Annotated in this window: 12 protein-coding genes and 1 pseudogene; 9 read left to right on the forward strand and 4 right to left on the reverse strand. The window is 55.9% G+C overall.

Annotation, left to right across the window (positions count from 1 at the left end):
- Nucleotides 1-310 precede the first annotated feature (310 nt).
- Nucleotides 311-2,050, reverse strand: coding sequence for a hypothetical protein (locus BM348_RS06345; protein WP_245779405.1), 1,740 nt, complete (start codon nucleotides 2,048-2,050; stop codon nucleotides 311-313).
- Nucleotides 2,043-2,846 carry an ABC transporter ATP-binding protein gene (locus tag BM348_RS06350; RefSeq protein WP_092903025.1) on the reverse strand — a complete coding sequence of 268 codons (804 nt, stop codon included), beginning with the start codon at nucleotides 2,844-2,846 and terminating at the stop codon, nucleotides 2,043-2,045. Before BM348_RS06350 ends, BM348_RS06345 begins: the two co-directional genes overlap by 8 nt.
- A gap of 653 nt (nucleotides 2,847-3,499) precedes the next feature.
- Here BM348_RS06350 and BM348_RS06355 point away from each other — a divergent pair.
- Nucleotides 3,500-4,051: a hypothetical protein gene (locus BM348_RS06355; RefSeq protein ID WP_139231152.1), complete on the forward strand. Its 552-nt coding sequence runs from the start codon at nucleotides 3,500-3,502 to the stop codon at nucleotides 4,049-4,051.
- Between the two features lie 1,117 nt (nucleotides 4,052-5,168).
- Nucleotides 5,169-5,441, forward strand: coding sequence for a hypothetical protein (locus tag BM348_RS20575; RefSeq protein ID WP_139231153.1), 273 nt, complete (start codon nucleotides 5,169-5,171; stop codon nucleotides 5,439-5,441).
- Nucleotides 5,442-6,276: 835 nt separating this feature from the next.
- Here BM348_RS20575 and BM348_RS06375 read toward each other — a convergent pair.
- Nucleotides 6,277-6,444: pseudogene (locus BM348_RS06375) on the reverse strand (transposase); the annotation flags it as partial.
- A 757-nt stretch (nucleotides 6,445-7,201) separates the two neighbouring features.
- Nucleotides 7,202-8,095, reverse strand: coding sequence for a hypothetical protein (locus BM348_RS06380; protein ID WP_139231156.1), 894 nt, complete (start codon nucleotides 8,093-8,095; stop codon nucleotides 7,202-7,204).
- Nucleotides 8,096-8,509: 414 nt separating this feature from the next.
- Here BM348_RS06380 and BM348_RS06385 point away from each other — a divergent pair, with 414 nt between their 5' ends.
- The 7 genes from BM348_RS06385 to BM348_RS06420 all read left to right on the forward strand — a co-directional run bounded on the left by BM348_RS06385 (nucleotide 8,510) and on the right by BM348_RS06420 (nucleotide 15,009).
- On the forward strand, nucleotides 8,510-9,538 hold the full coding sequence (locus tag BM348_RS06385) for an ABC transporter ATP-binding protein (protein WP_092903035.1): 1,029 nt from the start codon (nucleotides 8,510-8,512) through the stop codon (nucleotides 9,536-9,538).
- A complete protein-coding gene (locus BM348_RS06390; protein WP_092903037.1) occupies nucleotides 9,535-10,398 on the forward strand; it encodes an ABC transporter permease in 864 nt (287 codons plus the stop codon). The genes BM348_RS06385 and BM348_RS06390 overlap by 4 nt, the downstream gene beginning before the upstream one ends.
- Nucleotides 10,399-10,434: 36 nt before the next feature.
- Entirely contained in the window at nucleotides 10,435-11,127 is a 693-nt protein-coding gene (locus BM348_RS06395) for a Yip1 family protein (RefSeq protein ID WP_245779406.1), read from the forward strand.
- Between the two features lie 629 nt (nucleotides 11,128-11,756).
- Nucleotides 11,757-12,104: a winged helix-turn-helix domain-containing protein gene (locus BM348_RS06405; protein ID WP_092903044.1), complete on the forward strand. Its 348-nt coding sequence runs from the start codon at nucleotides 11,757-11,759 to the stop codon at nucleotides 12,102-12,104.
- A 2-nt stretch (nucleotides 12,105-12,106) separates the two neighbouring features.
- On the forward strand, nucleotides 12,107-12,436 hold the full coding sequence (locus BM348_RS06410) for a DUF7521 family protein (RefSeq protein WP_092903046.1): 330 nt from the start codon (nucleotides 12,107-12,109) through the stop codon (nucleotides 12,434-12,436).
- Nucleotides 12,437-12,455: 19 nt separating this feature from the next.
- Nucleotides 12,456-13,271 carry an ABC transporter ATP-binding protein gene (locus BM348_RS06415; RefSeq protein ID WP_092903048.1) on the forward strand — a complete coding sequence of 272 codons (816 nt, stop codon included), beginning with the start codon at nucleotides 12,456-12,458 and terminating at the stop codon, nucleotides 13,269-13,271.
- Complete coding sequence (locus BM348_RS06420) at nucleotides 13,264-15,009, forward strand: hypothetical protein (protein ID WP_245779407.1); 1,746 nt, start codon at nucleotides 13,264-13,266, stop codon at nucleotides 15,007-15,009. Before BM348_RS06415 ends, BM348_RS06420 begins: the two co-directional genes overlap by 8 nt.
- Nucleotides 15,010-15,069 lie beyond the last annotated feature (60 nt).

Consider the following 15,069-nt stretch of genomic DNA (forward strand, 5'->3'; position numbering starts at 1 on the left):
AAATTCGGTGCCGAGTCGTATCGGAGTAGTCATTCCCTCAGTATAGATGTTGAAGAGCAATATTATGGCCGATGCGCCTACTGCCTTCAGAAGATGAGTAACAACCAAGTCACGGAGTTCCATAGCTTAAACTACCCACATAAAGATAAAAAATTTGATTGTTCGGTAGCTATTCGTGAACGGTCCGTTTGCATACCGATTTATCGACCTATTTATCATAGGATTTGCTATTATCAACACTGTGAGAGGGCTTTTATGACGAATCAAGGAACCCGCTCGCTCGCCGAGAATTCCATCAAACAGGCCCTCACTAAATTTCATAGGTCTCGATGCGGTGAATCGCAACCCGATACGCGGCGGCGATTCCGACAATACCACCAACGAGTACAGCCCTACTGAGGATTGCCAGTGTTTCGACACCGATGTCGAGTCCGAAGGGAAGCCACCGCGTGAGGAGTACCACACCAACTGCGCGCGCAGTCTCATCAGCGACGAACGCAACGGCGATCACAATCAGACTCAACGTCACCGAAAAGAGACTGTATGCACGTTTGCTTGGCGGCACCGCTTGTCGAGAACCATCGAAACTAACCGTGTCAAAGCGTGGGAATGCGGACCCGATGCCGGTCGCCACTATCGCACTTCCAGTGACTGCGACGACACTCGCAACTCCGAGCGCACCCAACACAGGCGGAGAACTGCCAGCGAGATAGCCTGCAGCGAGTGCCACCACTGCTGTCAGGGGGACACCGGCGAGTGCTGCCGCGGTGACGTTCCCGTGAACGACATGTCGGCCGCGTGTCGGAGCCGTCAGCAGCGTCGGGAGTGTTGAACCCTGATTCCCCAGCGGATTCAGCGGCAACACGGCCCCGGCAACCCATGCACCATACCACACGACGAACCACGGCACGTACCAGGGAACCGAACCGGTTGTCACAGCCCCCTCAATGAAGACGATCGCGGCCACCAGCGGCGGCGCAACGAACACGAACTGGAACGGCGAGCGGACCGCTCGATGAAGTGTCGTACTAGCGATGCCACGTGTCGCGGGCGCTCGGCAGACAACGGCAAGTACCGCATCGACACGTGAATCCGGCGCGGACGGCAGTTTCGTCCCCTCACCAGTACTCGTCCGAGCGGTATCAGCCAGCCACGCGTATCGGGCCGCTGGAACCGCAAGCACCGTTCCGCCAATAACGAGGACTGGCATGAGTCCGAGCAGGAAAAGCGGGCCGGTCAGATCGACGCCGGCGTTCGGTGTCGTCACAAACGCGAGGTGTCCGAACCACGCGACCGGCGGGGACTGTAAGACTGGCTCCAGTCGCTCAACGACAGTCAACAACTCTCCGGTGACAGAAAGTGTGACGTACGCAATGCCGAGTACGACGCCGAGAACGGTCGTAAGTTGGCCGAGGTTTTCCGAGCGACGAACGAATCCTTTGAGCGCGAACCCGATCGGGTAGCCGATCGCTGCGGCCGTAGCTGGGATCCCGATCGCTGCGGCGGTGATACCCAGCAGCGGGAGAATCGAGCCAGTCCCGGCGACCAGTCCTGCGCCAGCAGCAAGCCCGAGTCCGATCGTGTACACCGAGAACTTGGCGGCGGCTGCGAGCAACAGCCCCCCGGCGACGTCGGCTGCCGGGCGAATCGTGAGATACTGTCCGTCATTATCGAGGTTGCCGTTGCTCCCGAATCCATCACCAACGAGCAGGATCGTTAGGAACACCCAGAGGACACTCGTCGCGGTCACGAGCCACGCTGGAAGTCCCTCGCCAGCAGCGAGCGCCAAACCGACAGATCGGGCAGCATCGAACGTTTGCAAGAGGAAGAATGCACTCATAATACCCATGAGGGCGGTGAAGACAAGCCAGAAGTCCTGATGTCTCACCCACCGGTAGCCACGAAGTAACTCGATTCGGGCGATCTCCCGGCTCCGACTTGAAGACGGGAAAACGCCTGTGAACGAACTGTGTTGGCGCGATCCATGACTGCCGGTTCTGACTGTCGTTGATGACGACGGCTCTGAGAGATCTGAGGATTCTTCAGACATGTGGCTGCTCCTCCGAGCCGGTGGCATCGCTGTCGGTCGCCTGTGACCGTTCAGAGTCCGTCGTGTCCCGTTCGGAAGTGACCTCCAAGAAGGCGGTTTCGAGATCAGGTGACTCGTCTGCCCGAAATTTGAGCTCCGCGGGTGGGGCTTCTGCGACGAGCGTCCCGTCGTTGATGACGCCGATGGTGTCTGCGAGCTCATCGACAATTGGGAGGATGTGTGTCGACAGGAAAATCGTCATCTCGCGGGTGACAAGGTCAGCGATCGTGTCCCGAACGGTACGTGCGGCACGGGGATCGAGGCCACTCGTCGGCTCGTCGAGGAACACCACATCCGGGTCGTGAAACAACGCTGCGATGATCCCGACTTTCTTGGTCATCCCAGTGGAGTAGGATTCGATGCGTTTGTCGGCGTCAGCGAGCAGACCGAAGCGATCGAGCAGTGTTTCAATTCGTCTGTCAGCCTCGTCGTCGGGGATACCGTGGAGGCGTGCGACGTGGCGGAGTTGTTCCCAGGCGGTTAATTCGTCGAAGACTGGTGGCTCCGCTGGGAGGTAACCGATTCGCTGCGTTATGCGGGGGCGATCTGTAATCGGAACGCCAGCAATCTGTGCAGTACCGGCTGTTGGTTCGGTGAGTGTGACAAGCATTCGCATCGTCGTGGTTTTCCCGGCTCCATTCGGACCGAGGAATCCGTAGACGGTTCCCTGTGGGATAGAAAGGGAAAGGTCATCAACGGCATGTTCGGTACCGTATTGTTTCGTCAGTCCGTCCGCGATGATCGCGTGATCGGTCATGATTCGGTCACTCTCATTATCGTTGTGTTGCGCCGCTGATGGAGGGCGGCAGGCTGATTTGGTGGCTTAATTCAGGGTACGGCAGCATTCGTAGTCGGTCAATCACTCGGTGTAAACACTCCTTTACAGTAAAACATGGTTTACATCTCTTGTTAAAACTATCGATCAACTCACCGACGTATTTCTAACGTTCCGTGCCGAACCATCTGAGAAAGACATACCACCACAAATATTTGTCACGGGGGCATGCTATGTTGCGGTCCTGAAGAAGAACGAGTAGGACACGTCGAAGACCAGTTCACGATGCGATGATGACACGAGGTTGAATCGTAAACATCGTGGATTGTACATCTGTCGTGGGAGTAGTAGTCACTACGGACTGCAACGGAGCGGAAAACACTCAGCAAATGATAACTCCGGGTCCGTCGTCGACTTTCGGGAGGAAGTCGGCATTTTCGGACAAGGTAGTCCCGACTATCACAAATAGTATTCAACTTCATAATGATTCCTTATGATCGCGTAATATATGAAGAGACTCGACCAAAGGAGTGCTCCACAGAGCTGGGGTTCGGGTGCTCTCTATGCACTAATCTGCTATCTGGTTGGTTGAGTCAAAACTATTTTTAGCATTTGTTTGTTACCTGTCCAGTACCGTGGAATGGCCGCCTTGGGAACCGCTGGACACGTCACAACTTGTGGCTGGAGTACTGATTTCGATCATTATCATGGGAATGTTTCTTCGGACGCTTATCGACGCTACTTCGTTCACCGAGATGCTTCGGGCAGTCGGTGGAGTGGTGGTTCTGTGTCTGTTGTTTGGCTACCGGATCGTGAGTCCGAACCTTCAGAATCCGAAAGCTGGCGTGTTACTATTCTTCGTCGGCGCAGTTACTGCGGGAATCCTTATCGTGCTTACAGAAAATCCGTTTTCGAACGAATTGCTCGCTACGTTTGGGGTATTCTTCCTATATATGAGTGCACTCCTCGTATCGCCATATGTGGATATTTCGACAAGGGCTATGGGTGGGGTAGCTATTCTAGTCGGCGGTAGTTTCGTAGTTCTTGAATGGCTCGTGTTTCGTGTTGGAAGCGGCGCTGAAGCTGACACGTATATTTCGGGAGTTCTACTGGCAGTGCTCGGTGTGGTAATGGTCGCTCGGCCAGATACAGTTGATGATGTAGCCGAGGAGACGAATGAGGGGTGAGCAACACAAACAGCTCTGGCTCTGTGAACTCCTCTATTATGCTGGGGGTGCACCCCCTACAGTCAGTATAGACAATTCACTGACCGCGAGTGTAGATGAATTGTGATAGTATGAATGCGAACGAGCGGAAAAGAAAATATCCGTTGTCTCAATTGCTAACTCACCGATAGTCCAGTACTGATATCAGAGCACAAGAAAGCCAGTAAGTAGAGGCGCTGTGAATCCGCTTCTATAACTTCTCGCCTTATTAGAATCTAAGTCTAAATCTAGGACGGCTTGTGCAATTTCCATAGGTCACCTGTATCACAATCAAGAATAAATATCACTTCTGAAATATAACGGGGTATGGTGAGTCATGCTTTGGGAGTAGCTCTCGGAAATGACACCGAATGAGGTACGATTGACACCATATCTCACTAAGATTTTTCAATTTTCGATACAGAGTGGGCGATGAACAGTCAACCTACTATTGTACCGATGAGATTGCTGTTCATCAGGTAGTGACCGTGGTTACTACCCAACCCCCGATTCGACCGTATACCAGACCGAACAGAGCGACGAGAACAAGCACTACTCTGCCGAAAATCACCAATCTGGACGATGACGCCAAGTGACCATTGTCTCGATAGCGGGATTATCCGCCATGACGAACGGTGTGAGTATGCCGAGGATCCCACCGAGAAGACCTGCACGAAGGCCAGCGGCATCTGGATCTGTCGAACGGATTGTGGCGATCACCTCTCCGATGAACGCACCGAATATCATGATGTCGCCCGTAATGTTTGCCTCGGAATTCGGAAGCCAGTTTACGAGAACCGTGATCGGGAGAGAATCGAGTGCGCCAATGAACTCGAATCGCCATACTAATGGGACAGAGCGGTGGAATGACGGGGACATTCATCTCTAAAGATTCTCGAAGGTGGCATATATTCTTCGTACGAGCGATAGGGGGACGTTGCTCCGGAGTGACGTAGGTCTGAATCCGACTCTGTTGAAATCCTATTGGTTCGACAGCTTTCCCACTGAAACGGCCGTTAGGTAGGACTGTGTATCAAGCAGATCGGCTTTAATGTCTAATAGAAAGCATTATGTGTCTGTGTTTTGAAGTTCTTATTGTATGCCCTCTAAAAAGACAGTTGGAGCTGCGCCATTGATCACAGGAATTTTGCTCGCGTTCCAATCAGCCGGCACGATCGTTCAAAACGGACTTTCGCTGTGGTCGGTCCCCGGTTTCATTGGTGGTTGTGCTGCTATCGTTATCGGTCTCGGGATTCTACTTGAATGGGACACGTTCAAACGAGATGCGGTGGGGCGCAACCGGCCTTCTGTGGCTGTTCTTGGATTCGCTGCCGCCGTATTTTTCGCCGGTGCAGCAATTTCGATCGCATAGAACGACAGAGAACAACATCCGCCCCCATATTTTGTACGCAATGCTGACACCTACTACTCAGGAACTCAAGAAACACCTTCAGCTTTCCCTGAGAGAGATCGGAACCTTACACGTGTTGCTGTAATATATTATACCATACGCTCTTCTGTAGGAGATTGTTGACACTGCTCAGTTGTCGCTGTGGAATCGAAGAGAGCAAGGGCACCTCCCGGCGAGCCGTGACAATGTCTGCGACTCACGGGTCGACAGACTCTTTCGTTGAATCTCTGCGCCACTTGTTGACCTCATAGCGGCTCAGCGTTCATAGACTCTAAATCGCATCAGTGATAAATGCGTCTTGAAATATAGTTTGAGAAAAGCGGATCATAGGCCGGTAGACGTACACAGAATCTAATCTGATCTGAATACAAACTCCATCACTTCGTTGAGTAGAGAAGCGGACTCTGGATGCTCTTTCTCAACACAACCGAGCGACGACTTGTTCTCGCTTGAACGACTGGGAAATGGTTCTTATGCGGGAACTGCTTTATTTACAGTAGACGCAACTGGAGGCCCAACAACGACGTTCCAAGAACGACTCCGATCAATAGAAGAGCGGTACGACGTAAGCCAGAGCGAACACGCCCAGGAGCTCGGACGCACCGTCGCGGACCTCCAGGACTAACGCGGTTATTCTGCCTCATCGAGAAACGAGACGAATTCTGCTTTGCCAATACCCTCGGTGGTGATGAGCTCGCCGTGTCCAGGACAGGTAACAGATTTAATGAGGAAGTCCGTACAGAGCTCTGTATGCACGTCACCATAGTACGCGTAGGCCGCTGAACGAGTGAAATCGCGTGCGGTCGCAATCCTTACAGAGATACCGCTGATGCTCTCGATAGCTGCCGTGTTTGATCATTGACTCAGACCGTCAGCGCGGGCAGTAGAGCCCGTTGCGCCAGAGAACCTGCTGGAGCAGGTTCGCGGCGCTCGCCTCTGATCTCAGCAATTCAAATGGGAACATTGCATTCGGGTGACGCGGCAGCGTCACCCTTGCCCGCTACGCTTCTCCAGCGCCAGCTCTACTCAACCAACAACCTGCTTCCGAAGAGCGTACTTGAATAGAGTTTGATCAACTCTCGCGATAAGCGACGATCGCGACACTGAGCGTAATCCTGTGGTCGTCGGTCAGTCGTCATTCTGTTGGTTATTATCTCATCGGATACCTAGTAGTATGAGTGCCCCTCATTGATTTTCCGGGTCAGAAAATTGCCTCACTTACTTATTGTCAGTAGATACAATAGTTGACTTATATGTCTGCAACGAACTCCTTGGTTCGCCCCCGATTACTCGTAGAACTGATCGTGTTAGCTGCACTCGCAATCGCTGTAGACCTTGTAGGTCTGAATTTGTTTGGGGTTGAGACCATCTCCGGCGCTTTCACGCCATTTGTCGTAATCGTTGTCGGGGGATATCTAGGTATAACACTTTCTGACTATATTTGGAACCTCTTGTTCACGCCTCAAAACTAGGATTCCTACATCTGTTACTGCTCTATTCGTATTCAGTTAAGAACGGGGAACCGATGGACAGCGACGCCTTCGACTGTTCCTGCCGAGTTCACATTCCAAGTTGGAGTCTTCGAAAGCCGTCTCTACAAGCGGAGCAGGCCGAATGTCTCTGAGTCGGTTGGCAGACCATCGGTCTTCCATGATGACGAGACGCCTTTGGCGTCTCGAATCACTCGACCTCGAGGGGGTTCACTCGTCAGAGTAGTCAGCCTAACTTGGTCCCAACAGAACATCGCTCAGTACGCCGGTTTGCTGAGACGGTCCGCCATCGTCATCTTCGGTCTGTACGTACGCCCGTGCCATGATTGCGAGCACAACGAGATTAACGACTCCCGTTTCTATGAGTGCGATGAACTGCGCCGGGAGTGGCGGAAGCACCGCGAAGAGACCATACGACACAACCAACTGTAAAATCATTGGGAGCACCGCCAACATGAGGAGTCGAAGACGGTGGCCTCGCGTGAGTCGCCAGCTGCTGGCGAGCGCACTGATAACGTTCTTGTCCCGGACCGCAATCTCCTGACCGACGAAAATTAGGCTCACGCCGAGGAGCACGCTCGGCACGAGAAGTACAAGGCCGAATACGGCTAAGAGAAGCCGGCCCAGCCAGTCACCGAGTAAAAACGCAGTTGTTGACGGGACAGCGACCGAAAAGAGCCCCCAGAAGCCGACGCCCACGCAGAGCCCAGCGACGATGAGAAATGATAGTGAAACCAGCCAGCTCCCGACGAAACTGTTGAGCGTCGTCCAGCCTAATCGATGGAAGATGAACTCGTCAGGGATCTGGTCTGTCCACTCACTGACGAACGTCCGGTGGGCGATCACTTGAATCGGGATCGTGAGCAACCCACCTGTGAATGACACCAGCAGTGCCGCTTGGAGGGACACAAGCGCCGGTAACTGTGACCCAGGCGTCGGGCTGACGCCACCGGTTTCTCCTGGAATCGTCGGCGGTCCAAGCGGAACCACCGTTGTTGTGACAGCGTAGACGAGCCCGCCCTGAAGCAAATTGACGACGAGGTAGACACCCACCAGAAGGAGACCGTTCCGGGTAAACGCCCGGCGAAGGCCGTTCTTGAGTGCCGTACGAACGCGGAGGGTCATAGTGGTAGTCACGCAAAGGGCTGTCTTAATCGCCATGATTTCGATGGGAAACACCGACTATCCATGCTCTGTACCGATGACTGTTCGAAGGATTTGAGGGTTATGACAGTAGGATTGCTGAGCGGCAGTTGGCTTGATGCTTTGGCTCGCCGTATCGGTACATGCCGTTTTTCTGGCTCGGAAAATTGGATCATCCGTTTAATGTCTCTGGGTTTGTCCGGTTGAGTGTATGAAACTGAATGGATACACGATACCATCAGCCCTCTGCACATATGTGGGCTGTTGTAGTCCAGTACGAACGTTCCGCACTTCCCCCCGTCTACGGCAGCCGAACACTGAACACGTAAATCAGCCGCCGCAACGGGCACTAATGCGAGGCTGCTGCTTTCAGAATCCAGAGGTGGGTGCGTAGCCATGTCCGCCATCGAACTCACGAACCTGACGAAGCAGTACGGGGGTGTAACCGCGCTTCAGGGATTCGACCTTACGGTCGAAGAAGGCGAGATCTACGGCTTTCTGGGACCAAACGGGGCCGGAAAGTCAACAACAATCAATATCTTACTTGATTTTGCCAGACCAACGTCCGGAGACACTGAAGTTCTCGGCCACGACGCACAGGCCGAAAGCAAGCGCATCCGCGAGCGCGTGGGCGTGCTCCCCGAGGGGTTCGACGTCTACGACCGGCTGACCGGCCGCCAGCACCTCAACTTCACCATCAAGTCGAAGAAAAGCGATGACGACCCCGACGCACTTGCCGAGAGAGTCGGAATAGCCGACGCGATCGACCGAAAGGCGGGCGGCTACTCGAAGGGAATGGCTCAGCGGCTTGTCCTCGGGATGGCGCTGGTTGGCAAACCAGACTTGCTGATCCTCGACGAGCCCTCAACGGGACTCGATCCTAACGGTGCGCGCGAGATGCGCGAAATCATCCGTGCAGAGCGCGATCGCGGCGCGACAGTGTTTTTCTCCTCGCACATCCTCAGTCAGGTTGAGGCGGTCTGTGACCGGGTAGGCATATTGCTTGAGGGCGAACTCGTCGCTCAGGACACCATTGAGGGGCTCCGCGATACGACGAGCACCGAGGCGACCTTGGTGGTTGAGGTTGATCGAGTGGCTGATGGAGTTCTCGACGAGGTACGCACGCTCGTGGAGGTTTCGGAGGCGAGTGCCGAGGGCACCACGATCACGGTGTCGTGCGAGGATTCCTCGAAGACGGTAGTGTTGGACACCATCGAGGATGCTGGGGTGTCAGTTGAGAACTTCACGACGGAGAGCGCCTCACTCGAAGACCTGTTCGCGTCGTACACCACCGATGGGCACCATCGACCAGCGGATGAAGCCGACCAGTCGAGAGACGGAAATAATCAATCCGATGGTGCGACCGTCCAGTCGGCTACCGGGGCCGATGGATCAACTGACGAGGACACGGCGGGCCGCCCATGAGTGCGATCACAATCGCACAGAAGGATTTTCAAGACGCGATCCGGTCGTGGATGCTGCTCGGGTTGACCGCGGTATTCGTCGTCTTTACAGCCGGTGCAGCCTACGTCTACATCGCGCTCGGCGCGATCGGTGGCAGTGGTGGCGGAGAACAGGTCTCTTCGCTTGCGCTCATCAACTTCCTCTCCGGGCTGACTGTGTTTTTCATCCCATTAATCGGGTTGATCGTCGGCTACAAGTCAATCGTTTCCGAGCGCGAAAGTGGCAGTATCGCGCTACTGCTCTCGCTACCACATACCCGCCGCGACGTTGTTCTCGGGAAAGTGCTCGGACGGACGGGAGTTGTCTTCGTCTCCGCCATCGTCGGGTTTCTCATCGCCGCTGGCGTCGTCGTGGTGCTGTCCGGGTCCCTCTCGTTCGGCAGCTATGTCCTGTTCGTGCTGGCGTCGCTCGCGCTCGCGTTAACGTTCGTATCCCTCGCAGTTAGCTTCTCGGCGGCGACGCGTTCCTCGACCCTTTCGCTCGTCGGCGCGGGCGCGCTTACCAGCCTGTTCATCTTCCCGGTGATCTGGAGCCTCATCCCGACACTCGTTCGGTTTATCCTCAACGAGTACACGCCTCTGACGCTGGATATGGCGACTCAACCCGAGTGGGCACAGTTTTTCGTCCAGCTCGATCCGACAGCCGCATACTCGAACGTGCTCCACGTATTGATCCCCGATCTCACGAGCGGGCCACTTGCCGGTGCTGGGGGCGACGTGCCGTTCTATCTCGCCCCCTCGTTCGGGTTCGTGATCCTTGCTGCGTGGATCGTTGTCCCACTTATGCTTGGATACTACCGATTCAACTCAACCGACCTCTAACAATCAGTATCACTTCGAAGATAGAAACGCCATCGTATGAACGACACACCATCCAACAATAACACAATGTCACTCACCAACGTCATTACCGATCCGGACGAATCGTTCCGCAAACGAGCCGAAAACCCCGGTCTCCTTTGGCCACTCGGTATCGTCTTCCTCGCCGCCATTGCCAGCGTTCTCGCCCCACTTCTCACCTATCGGGAATTCGTGGCCACGGGCGCACCTCCGCTTGCCTCCCTCAGCCTCGCAGGAAGTGTGATTTTCGGATTCTTCGGACAGTTCTTCGCATGGGTCATCTTTGCGCTCGTATTCTACCTCCTCTCAATCGTGGTCGGCGGGGAGGGCTCACTCGGCGATACGTTCAAGCTGAACGGATGGGGATTCGCCCCCGCGATCTTCGCAGGAATCATCTCCGCTATCGCCCAGTTCATTGCGCTTCAAAACGTCAGTGTCCCTGACCTCCCGCAAAACCTCAATTCAGAGAACGCTGCCGAGTTCACCGAAGCACTGGTAAGCTTTCAGACGGCGATCCAAAGTCAGACGGCTGTTCGGATCGCCGTACTGATCGCCATCGCACTCCTGATTTGGCAGGGTATCATCTGGATGCATGCCACGAAACACGCACGTAACCTGTCATCCCGTGGGGCCGCAATCGCGGTCTGGATTCCCGTCGGACTGTTGGTTCTCTCGCAGTTGTACAACCTCTTGACCGGGTGGGTAATCTAACCGCCCGACTTCGAGGGGTCATCGTCGTCGCGTCCTGACTGTTTATTCCACTCTCATTAGGGTATCTCGACTTTAGCCGACCCGGCTGCAATCCGAGACACTCACTCGTCGTGATGTAAGTGGTCGAAACACCGGCCTGACGAAACGATGCAGTTCGACGACCTCAATTTGAATCCGAGCCGAGTGACGAGGCTCGTTGGGAGTATCGTTGCTATCTTCATTGCGCTTCGTCTTACTGATGATTTCTTTACGGGACTCGGAGTTGCGGTTGTGCTGGTGATAGTACTTGATATTCCGTGGTCGCTTCATAATCGCTACGTCGCGCGGGACAAGTGATACACACGCACGTGTACTTGCTAAATTGAGCGATTCAGTTCAGACCTCGTTTTGAATAAAGGAACCAAATTACCAACCACTGTACAGACGGATATTCGTCATGTTATCGATGAGAGAGACGACCATCCACGCTAGATACAGATAACTGTTCGAGAGGCTTGGAGAGCCGTGATCAGTGGACCTGATGAGCGAAAATTCACTCAATGAGTGAGATATCCGTATAGGTGGTCGCCGTTTTTCCAGCCCAGAAAATCGAATACGTATTTTACCTCACTCCAAGAAGACCGATACACGTGGGTGAGGACTGCTCTCCGAACGAGGTCTTTGCGCTCCTCGACGATGAGTACGCGCGGGCAATCCTCACTGCAACGAGTACCCAACCGATGTCCGCCAAAACCCTCAGCGAGGAATGTGACGCCTCCCTCCCAACCGTCTACCGACGCGCTGACCGCCTCATTGAGTGTGGGCTCCTCGCCGAACGGACGGAAGTTGTCGAGGATGGCCACCACTACAGTGTCTATGAGGCACGACTTGACCGACTCACCGTCGAACTCGATGACGGTGAACTACACGTCGACGTCGAAGAGACCCCCGCGGATGACGTGGCGGATCGCTTCACCGACATGTGGGAGGACATCTAACCATGCTGCTACAGTTTGGAGTGGCGCAAGCATACACGGATTATCTCATCCACCTCGCCGTCACGCTGATTGCGATGATGTTGGCGCTCTACATCGTCTTCCAGGCCTTCCGAGGGTATCGACGCAATGACAGCCAGCGGATCCTATTCTTAGCCATTGGCCTCGCCCTCCTTACACTCGCCCCCTTCGCGCTCTCTATACTAGGAGCATCACTCGGCAACTCGCTCGGGCTCGGCCCACGCCTCTATACGTTCTACCTCCCGGTAGCGAGTCGGCTCCTCGAAATCTGCGGCCTTGGCTGTATCCTCTACTCGCTGTTCATCCGCAACTAACACCCAGACCGATTCCACCATGACTGCCATCGACACGACCGAACTGACGAAACGCTACGGAAACACACTCGCCGTTGACGACCTAACTCTCTCGATTCCGGAGGGTGTCGTCTACGGCTTCCTCGGCCCGAACGGCGCGGGGAAAACCACGACGATGCGGATGCTTACCGGTCTCACGCGTCCGACCAGTGGGACTGGCTCTGTCGCCGGCATCTCGATCACGGATCGGGACGGCCTCCGCACGCACATCGGGTACCTGCCCGAGGAACCGCCGCTGTACGACCACGCGACGGCCTACGAACAGCTTGAATACGCCGCTGGCCTCCGCGATCTCCCTGCGGAGGCGACACGAGAACGAATTGATAGACTCCTCGACGAACTGGATCTTACGGCAGATGCCAACACGCGGATCGCGGAGTACTCGAAAGGAATGCGCCAGAAGACCGCCTACATCCAGGCCATCCTCCACGAACCCGACGTCGTCTTCCTCGACGAACCCACATCCGGGCTGGATCCACGCGCTGCGCGGACGCTCCGAGAGATGATTACGGATCTCGCCAATGCGGGGACGACGGTCTTCCTCTCGACGCACATCCTTCCCGTCGTCGAGGAGATTGCCGACACCGTGGGCATCCTCTACGACGGTGAGTTGGTCGCCGAAGGGTCGCCCGCTGATCTCGAACGCCGCGCAGAGACTGGTGAGACGCGCTCGCTGGAGGATGCTTTCCTCGAGCTCACGACCGACGAGCGCGACACCGCAGGAGAGTCCGACAGTGAGGCCAGCGCCGCCAATACCGCTAACCAGAGGGTCGTTGAGGAGAATACCGATGGCTGAGTCGGGCTGGCTCGGACATGCCATTCGGATGGGCCGGTTCGACTATCAGCGGTCTGTCCGAGCGATTCGGGAAGACACTGGTCGGCTGATCTTGCTGGCTGGCGGTGCAGGTTTCATGACGCTCCTGCTAACGGTATTTTCGATCCTGTTCGTTCCGGAACTCCGGGGAGCGGATCTAGAGTTCTCGATAAATCGGCTCGTTAGAGGCACGCTCGCCATGCTCTGGGTATTCGGTGTATTCATGCTCGCCCAGCGGACGACGACGGCGCACAGTAAACCAGTCGCCGATGCGTTCGTGCTGACGACCGTCTCACCGAGAACTGCTGTCGTCGGAGGCATCGTCGCCGAGAGCCTGCGAGTGCTGACGTATGTGTTCCCGGTTGGCCTTCTCCTCACCATTGCCGGGGCGTACACCTTCAGTGCACCACTAACCCTTCTGGCAGTCCCGCTGGTCGGCAGTCTGTACATCGCCAGCGCGGTCACGGTCGGTCGCCTGCTGGGGTATTGTGCCGCATGGCTTGTGGCCACCGTGCCGTTCGTTGCTCGTCACAAGGGTGTGCTGGGCGGAACGGTCGCAATGCTGTTCTTCGGCACCTACTTCCTGTTCCAAGCACGTCAACTACCGATCTCGATCAGTCCAACCACACTCGGAGTGATTCCGATTGGGTGGCTCGCAGACTTGCTGGTGGTTGGCACGTCCATCGGCTGGTCATCGACACACGCTCTCGGGGGAGTGGTCGCGGTTAGCGTAGTTATCATCAGTGGAATCTGGCTTTCCGAGCGTATTGCCACCTCGTTTTGGTTTGGCGAGTCGGTCACTGTTTCGGACGCTGGCAAAACCTCCGTCTCTACCCGCACGGAGGGCGATCAGCGATCCCTCAAGCAAGCCGTTACCCCCCTCGGCGTACCGTTCATCACCGGTCCAACCCGTCACGTTGCTGAATGGTTTCTGTTGCGAGCCCGTCGGGAACCTCAGCGGTTAAACTTCCTGCTGATCCCGGTATTCGGTGGCGGCTCAGCATTAGTGAATATGATGCTACAGGGGTCCGGCTCGCTCGCAATACTGGGACCAGCCAGCGCTGTGTTGCTGGGGTGGACCGCCGGCGCGGCGTTCGGTCTCAACCCGTTCGGCGACGAGGGGGCCGTCCTGCCGACAACTCTAACTGCTGTTTCGGGTCAGGCGTTCGTCCGCGGACTCATCGCCCCGAGTCTGCTGTTCGCGCCCGTCGTCAGCGTCGTCACGCTTGTGACGGCACTCATAGGAGGGTACGGACCACTGGCGGCGATAGCGCTGACGCTGATCGGCTGCTTCCTCACCGTCGTCGGGGCGACGCTCGCACCGATCGTCGGGATGTGGTTCCCGCGCTACAGCGCCATCCGCATCGGCAACAGCGACGGAGTCCGACCACCCCGGTTGCTCGCGGGTGTGCTTCACGTTGTGTTGATGTGGCTCCCCGGCGCGGCACTGGTTGGACTCGTGGCAGCACCGGAGTTGGTGCGGCTGGCGCTCTCTGGGATCGGGTACGTTCCGGGATTCATTCTCGGATTAGTCGCCAACGGCGGCGTACTCACCACCTTCACGTCGTCGTTGAACGACGCTGGCGCGGCGATTCAGGGATTCCCGCTCACTGCCTTCCGGGGTGGATTCGGCGGGCTGTTGATTGTCGCTGGACTACTTGTAGCTCGACGCGCCTATCGCAGGGCAGTACGACGGTTCGAAACCCACGAACTGCACTGATCATGTGCGAGATAAGGACGAGTACCACCACCATCGCGGCACAAAGGAAGGAGCGAGACA

The sequence above is a fragment of the Halostagnicola kamekurae genome (assembly GCF_900116205.1).
Lineage (GTDB): Archaea > Halobacteriota > Halobacteria > Halobacteriales > Natrialbaceae > Halostagnicola > Halostagnicola kamekurae.